General features: G+C 63.7%; 12 protein-coding genes. 2 read left to right on the top strand and 10 right to left on the bottom strand.

What is annotated here, in order from left to right; genetic code table 11:
* The first annotated feature begins 66 nt into the window (after positions 1 to 66).
* The gene (locus GA615_RS14085; RefSeq protein WP_152051936.1) at positions 67 to 915 is read left to right on the top strand and encodes a PhzF family phenazine biosynthesis protein; all 849 of its coding nucleotides are present in this window, start codon (positions 67 to 69) and stop codon (positions 913 to 915) included.
* Positions 916 to 985: 70 nt separating this feature from the next.
* Positions 986 to 2050 (top strand): Ldh family oxidoreductase, encoded by a 1065-nt coding sequence (locus GA615_RS14080; protein ID WP_152051935.1) that lies wholly within the window; start codon positions 986 to 988, stop codon positions 2048 to 2050.
* 99 nt (positions 2051 to 2149) lie between these two features.
* Here the strand turns inward: GA615_RS14080 and GA615_RS14075 are convergent, their stop codons facing one another.
* The 10 genes from GA615_RS14075 to GA615_RS14030 form a co-directional block, all read right to left on the bottom strand.
* The gene (locus GA615_RS14075) at positions 2150 to 3907 is read right to left on the bottom strand and encodes an SPFH domain-containing protein (protein WP_152051934.1); all 1758 of its coding nucleotides are present in this window, start codon (positions 3905 to 3907) and stop codon (positions 2150 to 2152) included.
* Positions 3904 to 5574: an SPFH domain-containing protein gene (locus tag GA615_RS14070; protein ID WP_152051933.1), complete on the bottom strand. Its 1671-nt coding sequence runs from the start codon at positions 5572 to 5574 to the stop codon at positions 3904 to 3906. The genes GA615_RS14075 and GA615_RS14070 overlap by 4 nt, the downstream gene beginning before the upstream one ends.
* 633 nt (positions 5575 to 6207) lie before the next feature.
* The gene (locus tag GA615_RS14065) at positions 6208 to 7089 is read right to left on the bottom strand and encodes a serine/threonine-protein kinase (protein WP_235905423.1); all 882 of its coding nucleotides are present in this window, start codon (positions 7087 to 7089) and stop codon (positions 6208 to 6210) included.
* A 169-nt stretch (positions 7090 to 7258) separates the two neighbouring features.
* Positions 7259 to 7996 (bottom strand): hypothetical protein, encoded by a 738-nt coding sequence (locus GA615_RS14060; RefSeq protein WP_152051932.1) that lies wholly within the window; start codon positions 7994 to 7996, stop codon positions 7259 to 7261.
* A gap of 33 nt (positions 7997 to 8029) precedes the next feature.
* The gene (locus tag GA615_RS14055) at positions 8030 to 8872 is read right to left on the bottom strand and encodes a sugar phosphate isomerase/epimerase family protein (RefSeq protein WP_152051931.1); all 843 of its coding nucleotides are present in this window, start codon (positions 8870 to 8872) and stop codon (positions 8030 to 8032) included.
* The gene (gene rnd, locus GA615_RS14050; protein ID WP_152051930.1) at positions 8869 to 10107 is read right to left on the bottom strand and encodes a ribonuclease D; all 1239 of its coding nucleotides are present in this window, start codon (positions 10105 to 10107) and stop codon (positions 8869 to 8871) included. Before rnd ends, GA615_RS14055 begins: the two co-directional genes overlap by 4 nt.
* Before the next feature lie 224 nt (positions 10108 to 10331).
* The gene (locus GA615_RS14045) at positions 10332 to 14105 is read right to left on the bottom strand and encodes a CHAT domain-containing protein (RefSeq protein WP_152051929.1); all 3774 of its coding nucleotides are present in this window, start codon (positions 14103 to 14105) and stop codon (positions 10332 to 10334) included.
* On the bottom strand, positions 14102 to 14875 hold the full coding sequence (locus GA615_RS14040; RefSeq protein WP_152051928.1) for an alpha/beta fold hydrolase: 774 nt from the start codon (positions 14873 to 14875) through the stop codon (positions 14102 to 14104). The genes GA615_RS14045 and GA615_RS14040 overlap by 4 nt, the downstream gene beginning before the upstream one ends.
* Positions 14876 to 15002: 127 nt before the next feature.
* Complete coding sequence (locus GA615_RS14035; RefSeq protein WP_152051927.1) at positions 15003 to 17036, bottom strand: sodium:solute symporter family transporter; 2034 nt, start codon at positions 17034 to 17036, stop codon at positions 15003 to 15005.
* 7 nt (positions 17037 to 17043) lie between these two features.
* Complete coding sequence (locus tag GA615_RS14030) at positions 17044 to 17418, bottom strand: hypothetical protein (RefSeq protein ID WP_152051926.1); 375 nt, start codon at positions 17416 to 17418, stop codon at positions 17044 to 17046.
* Positions 17419 to 17428: the final 10 nt, after the last annotated feature.

Below are 17428 nucleotides of genomic sequence, written 5' to 3'. Positions count from 1 at the left end.
GTTTCTTCGAGAAGGGGACGAACGCAGCGTCTTCCGAGATCACCCGTCTTCAGGAATCTGGAATCAATGGGCCAGCGGATTGTTCACGTGGATGCCTTCGCGGATCGCCCGTTTGCCGGAAATCCGGCGGCGGTCTGTGTGCTCGACGGTCCCGCGGACGAGTCGTGGATGCAGAACGTTGCGCGGGAGATGAATCTCTCGGAAACCGCGTTTGTGGTTCCGGAGTCGGCCGAAGAGGAGTACGGCGCGTATCGTTTGCGATGGTTCACGCCAACGGTCGAGGTCGATTTGTGCGGCCACGCCACCCTGGCCGCGGCGCATGTGCTCTGGGAAGATCAGCATCTTCCTCTCGAAGCGACGGCGGTGTTTCAGACCCGCTCCGGTCGCCTTTCGGCTCGACGGTCTGGATCGCTGATTGCCCTCGACTTCCCGGCCGAGCCGATTCGAGTGCGGGAGGCACCAGCGGGCTTGTGCGAAGCATTGGGCACCACCCCTCGATTCGTGGGGGGAAACCGGATGGACATGCTTGTCGAACTGAACGACGAGGCTGAGGTGCGAGCCCTGGCTCCGGATCTGGGACGCCTTCGGCTGCTGCCCATCAGGGGATCGATTGTGACGGCAGCCTCGCAGCGGGAAGGGGTTGATTTTGTCTCCCGCTTCTTCGCCCCGGCCGCGGGAGTCGATGAAGATCCGGTCACCGGATCGGCACACTGTGCCCTGGGGCCGTTCTGGAGCGACCGGCTGGGACGGAACGTTCTGGTGGGAGAGCAGGTTTCGACGCGAGGTGGCCGGGTTCATGTTCAGGTGCTCGGCGATCGAGTGGAGCTGGCCGGGCAGGCGGTGACAGTCTTGAGGGGTGAGCTGGTGGAATCGCCCGTCGGGGCGGTGGATTGGCCCATTCCTGGCGGCCGTTGAATTCGCGGCATGGGCAAGTATGATCGAGGTCTTGAGCGTACCTTCGCACCACAATCAGGGAGCCGATACCGTGCCGACGATCCGACCCGAGTCCCTTCACGAGTTCACCGTCCGGATCTTCGATGCCGTCGGCGTGCCTGTCGAGGAAGCGAAGGTGGTTGCCGAGGGGTTGGTGGGTGCGAACCTGCGAGGACACGACTCACACGGCGTGATGCGCGTGCCGCAATATGTGGGCTTCGTCCAGGAGGGAATCTACAAGCCCGGCGTTCCGCTGAAGATTGAGAGCGAGGGACCAGCCCTGATCGTCGCCGATGGACAATGGGGATTCGGACAGGTGCAAGCGCACCGATTGCTCGATCACCTGATTCCCAAGGCCCAGGCAATGGGGATCGCGGCCGGAGCCGCGAAGGACTGCGGCCATATCGGGCGGTTGGGTGAGTATGCCGAACGGGCCGCGGCTCTCGATCTAGTCCTGCTTGCCACGGTCAATAACAATGGCGCCGGTCAGCGAGTTTCTCCGCCGGGAGGGTTGGAGCCGAGGCTCGGGACCAACCCGCTTTGCGCCGCCGTGCCGACAGAGGACGGGCCGGTTGTGCTTGATTTCGGCACTAGCGTCGCTGCGGAAGGAAAGGTAAGGGTTTATCACATCAACAAGCAGCCGGTTCCCGAGGGCTGGCTGCTTGATCATGAAGGGAAGCCGACGACCGATCCGAGCGTGCTCTATACCGAGCCATCAGGTTCGATCCTGCCGATGGGAGGAACGCAGGCCTACAAGGGTTTCGGCCTGGCCCTGGTGCTCGACATGCTGGCCGCTGGTTTCTCCGGGGGAAGGGCTTGCCATGAAGGGGCTCTACCGGCCCGAGGGAACAACCTGCTGTTCATACTGCTCGACCCAGCGCGGTTTGCGGGGCGGGATGCGATGCTCCGGGAATCGACCTGTGTCTCCCGATTCGTCCGGAACACGCCAACGGCCGAGGGGGTGGATTCGATCACCTTGCCGGGCGATCCGGAACGGAGGGTCATGGAAACTCGGACCCGAGAGGGGATTGCGCTGTCGGACGGCCACTGGTCGAAACTGGTCGAACTGGCCGAGGCGCTGGGTGTGACGGTTCCGTCTCTGGAGATTGACGGGTGAGCCAGAATTGCGGTCGGTTCTGTGAGAAACCCTCGCCCTGAGGTATCGGCTCAGGGCGAGGGCGAGGTGATTTCATGAATCGACAGTGATTGGCATGGTTCAGCGTCGATCCGAGCTGCGGACGGATGCAGGCCGAGGCACGCTCGGGCTGGAAGCAGGGAGATCATCGGGCGAAGATCCCGGCGCGATCGAATCGGATGCGAGCTTGCCGAGCAAGGCTTGCTCGAAGCCGCGAAGATCCGTCCAGAAGGTGCCCGGTCCTGCGTGGAAGATGCCGAGGCGGAGATCGTCGGGTAGGTTCTCGGCAAAGAGGTAACGGTTGTAGGCCTCGGGGCCTCCGAGCGTCTCGACGTAGCGTTGGTAACGCTCGGCCTGCGCGGCGTTGGTCAACTCGACCTTCTCCGCCTCGGCCTCGCCGATGGTGGTGGTAATGTCCGCCTGAATGGCGGCGGTCTGCGCGTCGAGTTCGGCAACGAGTTTTTCGGTTTCGGCCTCGATTTGCCGGGCTTGCTTTTCACCCTCAGCCAGGGCAGAGGCAAACAGTTTTTCGGTTTCGGCGGCGACCCGACGTTCCTCAAGGGTAACCTTGGCCTTGGCCTCCAGCAGGTCGCCTTCGGCCTCGGCGGTGAGCTGTTTCTGCTCGTTGGTCAACTTCACTTCGGTCGCGATCTTGGAACGCTGAATCGGCTCTCGGACCTCGGCCGGGACATAAATCTGGCGAGGCAAACCGAACAGGAGTGTCATGTTCTTTTGCTTCAACGAGGCTTCCAGTTCCTCGGAGGTATCGGTCTGGAAGGCTTCTCGGCTGTCACCGATGAGAAGGTCGACGGCACCATGCCGGGAGCCGTTGATCCGGCAGATCGAGCCGATATCCGGCAGGACAACCTGTTCCTCGACGACCTTCAAGACGTTCTGTTCCTCTTCACTGGACTTGCCGAAGCGTCGGATGACGTCGGGGGCCTGATCGGGGAGGATGCCCCAGATGGTCGTGAAGTCCAGGAAGATGTCGAAGCCATCACGTGAGAGGAACCAGATGCCCTTGTCTTTTCGGTAGACCGGATCGCGGCCCAGGGGGGCTGCCGAATCGACGCCGACGGGCTCGATCGCCTTGTAGAGAGGCTTGCCATCGGGTCCAACCTCGGCCTCAACCGAGAGGGTTGTCTCGTTGTAGCCAATGCTGAGGATGTCGATCTGAGTGGCATAAGGGTTCAGGTAGTAGATGCCTGGTTGAAGCACGTCATCGAGGGTTCCACGCCGAGCGGAGGTTCGGAGATCCTCCGAGCGGTTCGTGACGACTCCAACGTAGCCCGCGGGAATCAGAAGGGCGTCTCCAGCCTGGTGCTGGACGCCGCCATTGGTTTTCACGCAGGCGTTGACGGGAAGAATTTCTGTGTCGTAGGCGTAGGAATTGATCCGGTATCGACCGGGAGTCAGCACTTTCCGCTGAATGCCGCGCTGGCCTTCACGATCGGCGAGGTACTGGCCTTGTGGCAATTGCTCACCGAACTTGGCGGTGAGAACGCCGATCTCCCCCGGCTTGACGAGGGTATCCTTGATCCGTTCGTACTTGTATTCGAGTGGGTTGATGAAGTGCCGTCCTGGCCCGAGCATATTTTGGAGAATGCCGACCTGCTGAGGACGACCGCGCTGGTCCAGTTCGACGAGCGTTCCTCGGGGAGCGGTCGGCACCGATCGGAGGGGCGGGAAGGGGCCTCGGTAGGTCAGCAAGAGGCTCTCGCCGGGAGGGACCTCGACGCGGCAAACGACCCACTTCCAGGCGATCAGGTAGCCGCCGACGAAGAGGGCCGTCAGGGTCACGGCCACCCCGATCAGGCGTTGAAGCGTTCGGGGGTTCATCGGTTCGTCTCCGCAGTTCGGAAGGGATTGTTGGGGAGCGACTCGGAGGTGTCGGTGTCACCATTCGCCAGGGGATCACTGCCCGCGGACGGGTCGGGTGATCGAGGGGATGGCGCTGGCATTGGGGTCAGACCAGGGGTCGGAGTGTCCGAGACAAAGGAGCCGAACAGCTCCATGAACGGGCCGTCGGAGTTCGAGAGGATCGACTGGAACGCGGGAGCGAGTTTCCCGATGAGAACGTTCCGGGCGAGCGATCCACCGTCACCGCCAAAGGCTGTCACGCGGAGGGCGAGGCCGGCCAGTTCCGCCTCGTTCTTGAATCGGATGACATCGGCCGACGCCTGGGCCTCGGACCGCAGGGCGGCGGCCCGGTTCCTGGCCGCTTCGAGCTGGGTCTGGGTGACGGCGAGCCGCTGCTCGCCCTCGGTCACGGCGACCTCCTGATCCTGCATCGCCTTGGTGGTCTTCTCGACGACCTCTTGCTCGGCCTCGATCAGGCGGGCCTTTTGCTCGGCAAGCAGGTTCTTGACCCGGAGCTCGGCCTGAGACTCTTGCTGAAGTTTCTCCTGGAGGAACTGTTCGAGCTGTTGCTTGGCGACTTCTCGGGCTCGGACCGGGGCGCGGATCTCCTCGGGGGCCGAGGCCGACGTGACGGCGACCTGGAGAATTTCAATGCCTTGATCCTCGCAACGGGCCGAGAGCGTGCTCTCCAGGTCTTGCTGGAAAAGCTCTCGGTCGTCGCCGGAGATGAACTGCACGGCGTCGAGCTTCGAGCCGTTGACCCGGCAGATGGAACGGGCATACGGGGTGATGATCTTGGCGATGATTTCATCGTCGATGGCTTCGCCGTTGAAATCTTCGTTGTAGAGGACGAAGACCTCGGCGGCCCGTTCCTCGGAGACGCGGAAGGTGACCGCGCCATCGAGCGAGATGTTGAAGCCGTCGGCCGAGAGGAAGGTGATGTCCGCGTCCTCGTTGAGCCCGAAGATGCGGGTCCGGCAATCGACGACGCTGATCCGCTGCTCGAAGGGGTTGATGAAGTACTTGCCGGGGGGCAGGGTCTTGAGCTGAACGCCGCGTTCCCCCTCATCGACCAGCACGACGTTCGGGTCTTTCGGGGTTTGGCCAGAGAGCAAGGTCACGACGCCTCGGGAGCCGGTCGGCACATCGACCGGATCGAAGATGAGGAATTCGGTGGTGTAAGGGTTGTAGGCGACCCGGGCTCCCGCTTCGATCACACCGGGACGGATGCCTTTCTGTGTCTCGTCGGCCAGCACCCGACCTTCCGGGAGCTCATCGCCGACCAGGGAGACCGTCACCGCGCATTTGCCTTCGGGAACCTGGAACTGATCGGTAATTTCCCAATCCCAGAAGAGCGGATTGTAGAAGAAGCGGCCTTCGGTCAGGACGTCGGGCTGGACTCCCTTGGTGTAGCCGCGCTCCTTGGTCCAGGCCGCGGCGATCTCCATGCCGGGTTCCAGATTGTGCCCCACCTTGCGGATCAGGACGGCTTGCTTCCCCTTGCCGACTTCAAGACGACATGCACCGTACAGAAACCACCCACCCACGACCAGGGCGGCGATCAGGCCCACCACAAGACCGGACCAGCGAGAGGGTGGCCCACCTTCGCCACGGCCCTGGGGACCGCGTCGATCAATTGTTGCCATCGATATGCTCCAAGGTCGGACGTTGGAACCGACTCGTCCCACACGGTTCGGAATGGGGACACGAACGGCTCTCGGCGGAAGTTCTTCGCCGAAACGACCAACCTATTCATAGCATCTCGATGAATCGTCCCTCGTAGCTTCCGAAGGACGAACCGGCAGCACAACCGGGAGAATCGAAAACACAAAGGGCCCCGGCATCCATCGACGGGGCCTCGCTCGTGATCGAGCATTACGACGCGGGCAAATCGGCCGTGCCGTGACGACTCGGGGCGGCCGGTCTGAGGGGTGGGCCGTCCCGGTCGGATTACTTCTTGCGGTGACGGATCTTGCTGCGCATGCGGCGCTTCTTGCGACCGACCTTGCGACGGCCCTTGCCTCGACGGCGGCTAGCCATGAGCCCTCCCTTGGATTGTGTGAAAGGTCAAGTGAATCGGTGCAGAACAGGACCAGGCCCCCTTCTTACCGAAGGGGAAGAAATTCACTGTACCATGACACAGGGTTTCGGCTCAAGCGAGAGCTGACGCCGATCGATTCATTTGATCGGTCGTGAGACCCTTGGGAGCATGCTGAAGGGTCGAGCCACCCGGGGTGATGCCCGTGTCCGTCCGGTGCCGGTGGGACAATCGCCTGGTATTAGTCGAGGACATCCGAGTCCGTCAGGTCATCGGCCTCGGAACCCAGTTCGGCGGCGATTTCATCGAGGCGGTCGCGCACTTCAGCCATTCCCGAAGGCCGGCGATCAGGTTTCGGTGCGATGCACTGCATGATCAGATCGCTCAGCGATTTCGGAATCTCTGCCACCAGCGCGGCGGGGGTTTTCATTCGAGCGCGATTGAGTCGACCGTTGTCGAGCCCCGGAATGCCGAGGTTGGCATACTCGCCGGTGAACATGCGATACATCGTCGCGCCGAAGTTGTAGAGATCGGTCTTCTCGTCGACGATGCGATCCGAGGCTTGTTCGGGCGCCATGTAGTAGGGAGTGCCCTGGACTCGGGCCTTGTCTTCGCCTCGGATCCAGGCGGTGCCGAAGTCGATGACCTTGACCTCGCCGGATTTCGAGATCATCAGGTTCCCCGGCTTCAGGTCGCCGTGGTAGACCCCCCGGCGGTGCATGTGGGCCATCGCGTCGGCCACTCGGCGAAAGACGGCGACCAGTTTCGGGATCGGCAAGGAGGGGACGTCGTCCAGCACGAAGCCGTCAACATACTCCATAAGAAGCTCGACGCCCGTGGTGCGGAACCACGATTTTCGGACCCGACAGTCGTACACCTTCAAAATGTTCGGATGGTTGATCATCCGGGCGACGTGGAACTCCTGCATCGCCTGATTGACATAAATATCGTCGTCCGGACCCTGGCGTCGGACGACCTTCAGCGCATAGCGACGACTGGTGGCGGAGTCTCGGATCAGCAGAATGGTGCTGCCCGCGCCGGTCCCGAGGGTTCGGACCACCTCGTAGTTCATTTTCGAGAGCTGGGGAGAGGCGGTCGAGGTCGGCATGCGATCGTGGGGCATTCGGGACTCGGGCTGGTCGCCATCCGAACGACGTCAGGGGGCGATCGACGGACCAGGTTGGTCGCCAAAACAGCTGATCTTATCAGAAAAGGAGACCGTGATCGAGACACTGGATGCTCGCAAGCCTTGAGCCGCGGGAGACCAGAGGAATGACCGTGCGTACGAGCGGTCAGGAACCGATCAACGGGTAGATGAGGCGTTCCGTCGGATAATAGAAAAGGCGTTCGATCCAGAGGTCGGTGAGGTCATGGCCCCAGACACCGTACGCGCCGGCCGCCTCGTAAATCGTGCGGTACTGTTCGGCGAAGGCGCAGCAGATTTCCCAGACGTTCCAGGGTTCTTCGCCGGTTTCAATCGTGAACAGGACCGGGATTTCGGTCGGATAGTCAATCAGACCTCGGACGGAAACCGCCAGCGGTCGATCGACAAGCTCCTTAAGCGAGGGGTCGACCGGTGAGCCCGCCTCGGCCGCTTGCTCGGTCAATTGCTCGAGCATCACCTCGCGGTCGAAGTAGCTGACCGCGGCTCGATCGGCCAGGCTGAACGGTGGGAACGAGCCGGCGAAGAGGTCGAACGCAGACGCCTCGGCCGAGGGGTCCTCGACGAACTCGACGAGGCGAGCGGCCTCCGGGTCTGCGTCGAGCAGTTCCGACGGATCGGGCTCGATTGTCCGGTTCCAGGGCAACGGGCCGGAACGTTCGTCAAGAAACGCGTCCAGGTCTCTCCGGCCCTCACCGGCGAGTTCGACGAGCCGAGTGACCCGCACGGCCATCGGCTCATCGCGATCGGCCGGCGGGTCGAGGCCCAGCGCGTTGTAGGCGTGCAGAATGGTCAGCTCGGGGTCGGAGGACGACCGGATCCTCTGGGCGACTCGCACCGACATGGTCAGGATATCGACCGGATCCATCACGCCTCTCCCCTGGGCCGTAGTGGTGGCGGATCAATCGAAGTAGCCGCACGCTCTCAGGTGATCGACACTCCGCTTGATCCGGTTGTGCCGCTCGTCGAGGCCAGGCTCCGGTTCTCCACCGATTCCCTCGATCTCGATCGTGTAGGGGCCGGTGTAGCCGATGGCGTCGAGCTGTTCCCGGATGCGTCGGAAGTCGATGGCGCCGCCATCGCCGACGGCGGGGAAGTACCAGTCTTCGGGCTGACCTCGAGAGTCCTTCAAATGCACGTTCCGGACGTAATCCTTGACGCGGTCAAGCTGTTCGTAAACATCGGCGCCGGGGTTGTAATAGAGGATGTTGCCGGTGTCGTAGTTCAGGCGAACGGCGGGGTGATGGACCTCGAACATCAAGGTGAGCATCTCGTCGGCGTTCTGGGTCGGCCCTTTATGGGTTTCGAGCGCGATGACCATGCCGAGTTCCTGGGCGACGTCGCCGACCTTGCGGAGGTTTTCGACAACGGCCCGGCGTTCTTCGGGGGTGGTCGGCTGGCTGGCGCCGGAAACGACGATATCGACGTTGAACCATTTGCGAGCGAACCGGATCCGGCGCTCGGTCAGGGCGGTTCCTTCGTCGGTGCGCATATCGCCTCCGCCGACGTTGCAGCCGCTGATTTTGACGCCGAGCCGGTTCAAGAGGTCGCAAAACTCCGAGGCGGTGGCGTCGTCAGCCTTCTCGGTCACGACGACATCCTCAGGAATGACCAGGCCGCCGAAGTTGTGACCGCGCAGCGCGAGTTCCAGGTGATTGATGCCGGCATCCCGGATTTTCTCGGCCGCGGTGCGGACACCGGAGGGGCCGTAGCAATTGGTGAAGCAACTGATGATGCGATTCATGGCGATCCGTCGGGCGAGTTCGATTCAAGGGACGGGTGGGAGACGACCGGCTCCAGAGCCACCGGGACTTCGGAGCCGAGATCATCGATGCGCAAGGCCAGGCGGCCGGAAAGGACATCAAGGAGCGATCGTCCGCAGACCTCGGCGCGCCAGCCTTGCAAGAGAGCCGGTTCGCGGCCCTCAGGCTGGCCGTCAAGGTGCCAGCGAATCAGGGCTTTCAGGTCGTTGGTTGATCCGACCAGGCCCGTCGAGATCTGATGGTGGGCGGCGCAATGGGACATCGTCGCGTTGAGCAAGGAGGTGAGCATCGACAGACCGGGCAGGTCGTCGGGGCGTTCTCCCGGCTCGGGCAGGCGATCTTCGGGAACGGCCAGGGCCTCGGCGATCACGTCGAGCAACTCTCGGGCTCGGGAAATCAAGGCCGGGCGGTTGAAGTCGCGCAGGGCTTCGAGGTCTCGGCGAGACTTCGGCTGACGGCGGGCGATGCCGACGATCAGGTCGTCGCGCATGATCTGGCGAATGGGACGATTGCTCGCGCGGGCTTCTTCGATGCGCCAGTCGTAGAGGCGGCGGGCGATCTCCAGGGAGCGGCGATTCAGGCCACCCGCGCCGGGGAGCCGACGCCAACGATCCTCCTCCACTCGTCGGCGAACCGATTCGAGGAAGGCGCTGAACTCATCCTCGGCCCAGGAGAGTCGGTCGCGCCGTTCGAGCCGATCGAGCAAATGGTCGGCCACATCGAGCAGGTGGGCGACATCATCGAGGGCGTACTGGACCTGGGCCTCGCTTAAGGGGCGGCGTCGCCAGTCGGTGCGTGTCTCGCTGCCTGCGAGCACGATGCCGAGCGATTGATTGACCAGGTTCGTCAACGACATGGGGTAGCCAAACCCGGCCAATCCGGCGGCGACCTGTGTGTCGAAGACACGATCAGGCAGGCGGCCGGTGCGCAGTCGGCAGATGCGAAGATCCTCGCCCGCGGCGTGCATCACCACCTCGACCGAGGGATCGAGGACGAGTTCCCAGAGCGGATCGAGATTGAGGCCGCGCGCCAGGGGATCGACCGCGATCAATCGCTCGGTCGTGGCGATTTGCACGAGGCAAAGCACCGGCTCGAAGGTTTCCTCCGAGACGAATTCGGTATCGAAGGCGAATCGGCCCTGATCGCGGAGATGAGCGATGAGTCCGGCCAGTTCGGCGTCGGTGGAGATCAAGGGTTCGAGGTGACGTCCCGGCATCGATCTTTGGTCAGCGGTCCGGCTCGGAGGAGGTTGAAGTGTCGGGAATTGCCGGGCATGGTGACGGGCTTCATCGATGCCAGCAATTGCGCAGCGGACAAGCGACTTCTCAGTCAGACTCAGGAGCCGATCTCGTTCCGGTGTTGGCCCGTTATCGCATGACTGCGCCCCTCGTGCAAGGCCCGCACGGCGATGGGGGCGTTCGGAGGGCGGGCTCGATCGGGTTACCGATCCGCAGGACCTGCCTGGTAAAGAACGTACCCGGCCCAGTGAACCGGATCAGCCGTTGCGGGTCGAGCAGCCAGAGTTCGGCGAGCCCGGTCAAGGGCTTCGGCCGGAGCGAGGTTCCTCGAAAGGCCGCCATGCAGTTCGGCGGCGAAAAGCGGAGCGGAGTCGGCCGGCGGATCCCAGAGACTCACGATGACGGCCTCGGCCCCAGCGGCCAGCCAGCAGGCGGCAAGGTCTCGCCAGGCGGTTGGTTCGGCAACCGAGGGTTTCGGCTGATGCTCCAACCAGAGCAGGATGAGCGATCCGTTCAGATTCAGACCAAGAATCTCGGAACCCGAGAGCCGGGGCATTTCCGTTTCGGTTGTGACCGAGTCGCCCGAGCGAAGCACCAGTTCCGCCTCTCCGAGACGAGAGGTCGCCGGATCGAGCAGGGCGATCGTTGAGAGATGGAGAATCTGAGGACTCCGTTTCCCATCGACCAGCCGACCAGAGAGCGTTGTCGAATCGGTCGTCACCTCGACTCGGGTTGCCTCGACCCCGTACGCCGATCGAACAGCCAGCCCGAGGACCGGATCGCCCGGAGAGGCAACCAGGATCGATCCGCCGGCCGGGTCGTCTTCGCGGGGTTCCACCCGTGATCGACGAAGCAAGGAGAGGCTCGGTGCATAGCAAACGCTAGGGAAGTCTCGTGAGGAACTCCCGACCAAAAGCCCTTCGAGCGGCAGAGCGGCCAACGCATCATCAGGCACGACCACGAGTCGGTCAGTGCCCCCAAGGAATTCGAGGAACGGACCGACCACGGCGTTGCTCAACTCCGATCCAGGGGAGGGAGCCGACGATGGGGCAAGCCCTTTTGGAGCAGGAGGCAGGGAGAGGTCCGGCTCGGGGGCGAGGGCCAGCAGACCATCCGGCAGGGCGGCCCGTTCTAGCTCGTCGGGGCGGCCCGAGTCTCCCAGAGCGGCTCGCCAGAGTCGGGCGGCTCGTCGTAGGTCTGACCGTCGGATCGGAAGGGGTTGGACCAGAACCGGCTGAGCAGGTCGAATCAGGAAACCGACAAGGGACTCTGGGCCGATTCCCGCGACGACCAGAATCGCTTCGCGGTCGGCCAGACGGAGCGACGAGAGATCGAAGGGACGCGTCGGATCGGTCAGGGCCAGTTCCCGATGTTCCGCGGCGCGTCGTACCTCAAGCTGACGGACCAGGGCCTCGGTCTCCGAATCAGCCGCCGACTCCCGATTCGGGTCGAGGGTTGTGCGGCGGGCGGCTTCAAGGCGAGGAGCCGTTGCCCCTCCCGGAGGAGCAACCATGACAGCGGATCGGACTCGCGCTTCTCCCGATCGCTCAAACCAGGCAACAAGCGCTGCCTGATCGAGGGCTCCGAGGGCGTGTTCCGGCTTGCCCAGGGCGAGTTGGCAGCGGGCGAGGCCCCGATACGCCCTGCCGGTGGCGAGGCCGATCGGTCGGGCTGCCCCTCTTGTGCGCGTCTGGCCAGATTCGGTCACGAGGGTTCGGGCGGACCGAGCGAACAACTCGATGGCTTCGCCGGGCCGATTGAGCCGTTCCAGCGCCTCGGCACGCTCCAGATCCGCCTCCAGTGCCAGGTCGGATCGACCGGCCCTTCGATGGGTCTCTGCCGCCTGAGTGAGCAGTCCGACACCTTCGGCCCGAGTCGATTCCGAGGCGACCGCGAAGCGTCCTCGGGTGTGGGTCATCGCTGCCGATTCCGGCCCATCGGCCGAGTCGTGGGGTGATAACGGCTCCAGCGCCGCGGTTTCAAGGCCCGCACGGCGACGGATGGTCGCGCGGCGGAGCATCCACTCGGGGTCGTTCGGACGAGCCGAATCCAGCACAAGCGCGGCCTCGGTCCAGCGTCCCAGGGCTGCCAGGTTTCCGACTCGTTCCAGGGCGGCTTCTCGAGCCAGGGCGGTTCGGTCGTCCGGGATCGGGGTGAGTCGTCTGAGGAGTCGATGGCTGGCCAGATCGGCTGCTTCCCAGTCGCGTCGGGCCACGGCGAGCGCCGCGGAAATTCGGTCAAACTCGGGAGCCTGGCGAAGAACAGGATCTTGCCTGGCATACTGGTCGACCGGAAGGAAGGCCGTCTGGGCTGCTTGCGAGCGTCCAAGGGCGAGAAGTCCCCAGGCGGTCATGGCCTCGGCGATCCGGGCCTGTCGTTCCAGGCTCGGGTCGGCCTGGCGAAACAGGGCGGCGGCTTGGCGGAACTCGGCCAGGGCTTCCTCAATCCGAACGGCATTCCCCGCCTCGCTTCGGCCGTCGAAGGTCGGAACCAGCAAGGAGCCGGACCAGAGTCTCAGATCGGCTTCCCGGTCGAGGCGGTCTCGGAGTGTGAAGGTTTCGCGGGCGAGGCTAAGGGGATGCCGAATGGCCTGATCGGGCCAGCCGGTTTCCTGGCGAACGGCGGCGGCCAGGGTGGCGATCTCGGCAGAAGCGTCACGATCAAGGGCCGGGTCGGCTTCCAGATCTCTCACAAGAGGACGCAAGGTGTCCAGATCGAGGCGGTCGAGCAGACGACGGGCCTCGGCAATCCGATCGGTGAGTCGTTGGGAGGTCGAGATTGACGAGGACTCTGAGACGATTCGATCAGAGAATGGTCGGGTGTGGTAGGCGCGACGTTGGGGGCGAAAGGCAAGATCGGCGGCGTTGTCCAGAGAGATCGGCGCGGCGGATCGGGCAAGATCCTCGGCATCGTAAACGACGAGTCGGCCCCCGGCATCGGCCAGCGCGACGCGACCGCCGGCGGGATCGGCAGGATCGACGGCCACCCGGGTGATTCCTTCGGCGGGGATTCCCCGGACCTCCGCCGGCATGGGAGGGCCATCTCGGGGGGGACGCATCAGCAAGATCCGGTCTTCACAGCAGACAATAAGCCCGTCTCCACCGAGGACGGGGGCAAGGTCGACCCCCTCGGCCGGGAGCGGAAACCGCCATAAGGGGGTTCCATCACGTGCGATCGCGTCGAGAGCCGGGCCGTCCTCGAGAGTGCCAAGGATGCGGATGATACGATCCCGAACCTCAGTCACGGCCAAGGCGGGGCCAATCGGTTCAGGAGGCCCGTTGAGTTGCCTGGGTCTGCGCTCGCCTTGCCCGTCTTCCCGGAGCGCCACGATCGATCGGCCACTGTCGAGGAAGGTCAAGGCCCGAACTCCCGACGCTCGCCCCGAGGAGCGGGCTTCAGCCCGGGGTTCTCCGATTCGGTCGCGATCGGGACGGAATCGGAGGAGGCGGCCGTCTTCGAGTCCGGCGAGCAGGTCGTGCGGGCCGATCGGCTCCACAGCGAGTGTTCCAACGGCGCCGCAATCGACGTAATCGATGGGCCGGGCCATCGCCTGGGAGGTGTCCCAGAGGACGAGCCCCGAAGCATCCCCGGTCATGGCGCGGTCGGTCGCCGAGATTGCCAGGCTGGTCAGCGGACCTCGATCCGGGACGACCAGCCCGACCGACTCGGGTGCCGGTCCCGTGGCCGGTCGGTAGATGGCAAACCGACCGTCGTCAAAGAGGGCCCCGAGCCGGCGATCACCGGGCGAACCTCCCCAAGCAAGACCCTTGATGGCCGAGGAGCGGCCGGCCGGAGGGGCCAACGCCCGGGGATTGGTGGCGACGAGGTTCTCGGGGCGATCTCGCGAGGCGGCATCTCCCGGGGCGCAGGCGAATCCTCCCGGCAAAAGGGCCAGGAGCATCGCGAGAGCCAGGGGCGGCGTCCGGGCCGCCGGAGAGGAAGGCCGGCCATCCTGGCCGGGCCGCGAGCATGTCATGTCAGTCGTTCCAGAAACGACCGGATCGCGGTGTTGGTCGCGCCGGGGGTTTCCAGGGGAGTCAGATGCCCGGCACCAGGAATGACGATCAGATCACCTTGAGGGGTCGCTTCGGCCATAACCTGAGCTTCGGCTTCGGGAACGATGGCATCGTCGGCACCGGCGATGACCCGGAGAGGTACGGCCAGGCGTCGGAGGACATCGAGGCGATCGGGGCGCATCGCCATGCCTCGAAGGGCACCGGCCGCTCCGATGGGAGAGGTCTGGCGGATCATCGCCACGACCTGATCGACGAGTTCCGGGCGAGAGTTCCGCGTCGTCTCGGGAATGAGCAGTTCGACCATGGCCGCGAGAGACTCGGTCGAGCCCTCCTGTTCCAGGGCGGTGGCCTTGGCTTCACGATTGGCGGCTGCCTCGGGGCTATCGGCCCCGGCTCGTGTGTTCAGGAGGATCAGTCCTCGGAGGCGATCGGGATATCGTTCGGCCATTGCCAGGGCGACATAGCCCCCCATCGAGAGGCCACCGACGACGTAAGGAGGCTCCACCCTGGCGGCGTCGAGTGTCTCGATCACGTCAGCCGCCATGTCCTCCATGCGGTAAGGGCCGGGAGGAGTGGGAGACTGGCCATGCCCCCGAAGGTCAGGCGCGATGACCCGATGATGATTCGAGAGCATGCCGAGCTGTGACGACCACATGGTGCGATCGAGCGGGAATCCATGCAGCAAGACGACCACCGGCCCTGTGCCTTGTTCGTCGAAGGACAGCCTCATGGTCGGGGCTCCTCCCCTTTTGGCGAGCGATCGGCGATGGACCCCGGTGAGACCGGGGCCATCGCTCAGGTGGCATGACCTTGGAGTTTGTCGGATCGCTGATTTTAGCGCGAAGGGCTCGGCACGGTCAAACCTGGTGTGGCGGTGGTTCGTCCAGTCCTGCCAGATCTGGCTTCGCGAAGTAGCGATTGATGAGCGATCGCGGAGGCTTCGGACTGGCCAGACTTCCGAGAATTCCCAGTCCGAACGAGGCGATCAGCCCCCAGATCAAGGGATGAAGCCCAAACAGGTTGATCTCCTCGCTCCGCCAGCTGATGTTCAACGCCGCCAGAGGAGCGGCCAGCAGGACCGGAGAGAACAGGACCACGGTCGTGACGAATCCTGCGGCCATCGACAGCCAGGCACCGACGCGGGTCATCCGTTTCCAGTATATGCCCAGGAAGACGGGGGCAAGGAAGGTCGCCGCAAAGCCGCCGCCAGTCATCACAATGAAGTCTTGCAGGAAACGGGGCGGGTTCAGCGCCATCAAGGTCACGAGAACGCCGCTGATGGCGGTCGTCGAGTAGCTGATGATCTTGACTGATTTCTCGGAGAGATCGGGGTTGATGCTTCGCTGGTAGATATCGCGCACCACGGCCGAGCTGATCAGGAGCAAGAACGAGTCCACCGTTGACATCACTGCCGCGAACGGCGCGGCGATCAAGATCCCGGCGAGCCACCAGGGGGCGACCCGGCTGGCGAGCTGGGGCATAATCTGATCGGAGCCGGCCGTCAACTCGGCCGGGTGAATGATTTGCTGGGCGGCGGTAAAGAGGAAGATGATCGGCAGATAGATGCAACCGAAGTAGATGGTGACGGTAAACATCGCGTAGCGCAAGGTTTTGCTATCGCGGAAGGCCATCAATCGGACCATGGTTCCAGGCTGTCCTGCACCGGAGATGGCCCACATGAAGAAGAATGAGATCGCCATGCCGATCGGGTGGAACGGGTCGCCGGCCCCGTTGCCTTTCTGCTTTAATCCGGGACCAAAGACCAGATCTCTGCCGGGCCTCAGGTGGTTCGGTGCCTCCATCAAGGGTGCGAGCCCGTTGCCGCTCAGGTCGGGATATCGTTCGAGCTTCGGGATGGAGGCCGAGACCCACCTGCTTGCCTCGGGAGAGGCGTTGACGGCCTCGACCACATCTCGGGCAGTGGCCTGGATCGTTCCCAGTTCGGCGGCCAGGTTGATCGTGATCTGGACGCGGTCCTGTTCGTCTTCGAGAACCTCAACCGTCAGTGGTGGGCCTTCGATGTCGAGGGCGACGGCGGGAGGCAATGCCGTGTGATGAATGATGACATCAGAAGGCGTCTTGCCGTAATACTCGATGGCGTTGTCCTGGGCGGCCAGTCCGACCACCAGGCGGGGAGGACGCTCGGCCAGATCCTTGGTCGCCTTGTTCAACCCGCCGACCGCCGCCATCGTGAAGGGAATCAGGATCAGGACGCCGATCCCCATGACGATCCCTTGCATCACGTCGGTCCAGACCACGGCCCGGAAGCCACCGTACGACGTGTAAACGATCACGGTGAACGCGAACAACAGCAGGCCAATCACATATCCGGTGTTCGCTCCTGCAATGGCAAGCAAGGGAGAGAGGATGCCGGTTTGCTCAACCCAGGGAACGATTTGATCGCGATAGCCAGGCGTTCCTTCGAGCAGAACATCGAGGATGATCCCCCCGGCCTTGAACTGCGCGATCAGGTTCGTCAGCGTGAAGAAGACGATCACCGCCGAGGCGAAAAGGCCCAGGCCGGGCGATGCGAAACGCTCTCGAATCACGTCGGGGATCGTCAGTGCTCCCGCTCGCCGGGCGACCTGATTGAGCCGTTTGCCCATCAAGCCCATGGTGACCACGGGTACGATCATGTAGCTGCCGATCCACAGCGCCACGATCCAGCCGTAGGTGTAAACCAACGACGGATAGCCAGTGAAACTGCCTCCGCTGGCACTCGTGGCCGCGAACGTGAAGGCCAGGGCCCAGACGCCCAGCCCTCGGCTCCCGAGGAAGTATTCCGCCAGGAACGATTTCTTCTGCAAGAGCCGGTTGGACATGATCGCCAGTCCGAAGACTCCGACCATGTAAACGAGGAAGACCAATCCGGTCGCCAATTCGTGGGTCATGTGCGTCTCAGTCCTCGACGGCCGGATTGACCAGGTGTTCGTCCTCGCCCCGGTCTTGCGGTTCGGGGTCGTCGGTCATGTAAACGAAGCAAAACCAGGCACTGAAGAAGACGCAGACGATCCAGGGGACAACAATCCCCCACAGGGCCCAATCGGGAATCCCGAGGCCGAACGGAGTGGTGAGGGATTCAAGCGTCCGGTCGCGCTGATCAAGCGTCGGCAGCAGCGCCGAGACCTCTCCCGGCACGCGGTCGTGTCGGGTGTATCCGTTGAGGTAGCAGTAAGACACGGACCAGACCATGCAGGCGGCCCAGGCCAGGAGAATGATGAGAGCTTCCCGTTTCGAATCGCGATAAACGGGGTCGTCGTCCGGTTCGGCCATCGGCGGGCGT

Source organism: Tautonia marina (genome assembly GCF_009177065.1).
GTDB lineage: Bacteria > Planctomycetota > Planctomycetia > Isosphaerales > Isosphaeraceae > Tautonia > Tautonia marina.
This window is presented reverse-complemented; position numbering and strand designations above follow the sequence as displayed.

Bases quoted from the DNA above. Each gene is read 5' to 3' on its own strand.
- GA615_RS14085 (WP_152051936.1), top strand. From the start codon at position 67: ATGGGCCAGCGGATTGTTCACGTGGATGCCTTCGCGGATCGCCCGTTT.
- GA615_RS14035 (WP_152051927.1), bottom strand. From the start codon at position 17,036: ATGACCCACGAATTGGCGACCGGATTGGTCTTCCTCGTTTACATGGTC.
- rnd (WP_152051930.1), bottom strand. From the start codon at position 10,107: ATGCCGGGACGTCACCTCGAACCCTTGATCTCCACCGACGCCGAACTG.
- GA615_RS14030 (WP_152051926.1), bottom strand. From the start codon at position 17,418: ATGGCCGAACCGGACGACGACCCCGTTTATCGCGATTCGAAACGGGAA.
- GA615_RS14060 (WP_152051932.1), bottom strand. From the start codon at position 7,996: ATGGATCCGGTCGATATCCTGACCATGTCGGTGCGAGTCGCCCAGAGG.
- GA615_RS14070 (WP_152051933.1), bottom strand. From the start codon at position 5,574: ATGGCAACAATTGATCGACGCGGTCCCCAGGGCCGTGGCGAAGGTGGG.
- GA615_RS14040 (WP_152051928.1), bottom strand. From the start codon at position 14,875: ATGAGGCTGTCCTTCGACGAACAAGGCACAGGGCCGGTGGTCGTCTTG.
- GA615_RS14065 (WP_235905423.1), bottom strand. From the start codon at position 7,089: ATGCCCCACGATCGCATGCCGACCTCGACCGCCTCTCCCCAGCTCTCG.
- GA615_RS14075 (WP_152051934.1), bottom strand. From the start codon at position 3,907: ATGAACCCCCGAACGCTTCAACGCCTGATCGGGGTGGCCGTGACCCTG.
- GA615_RS14045 (WP_152051929.1), bottom strand. From the start codon at position 14,105: ATGACATGCTCGCGGCCCGGCCAGGATGGCCGGCCTTCCTCTCCGGCG.
- GA615_RS14055 (WP_152051931.1), bottom strand. From the start codon at position 8,872: ATGAATCGCATCATCAGTTGCTTCACCAATTGCTACGGCCCCTCCGGT.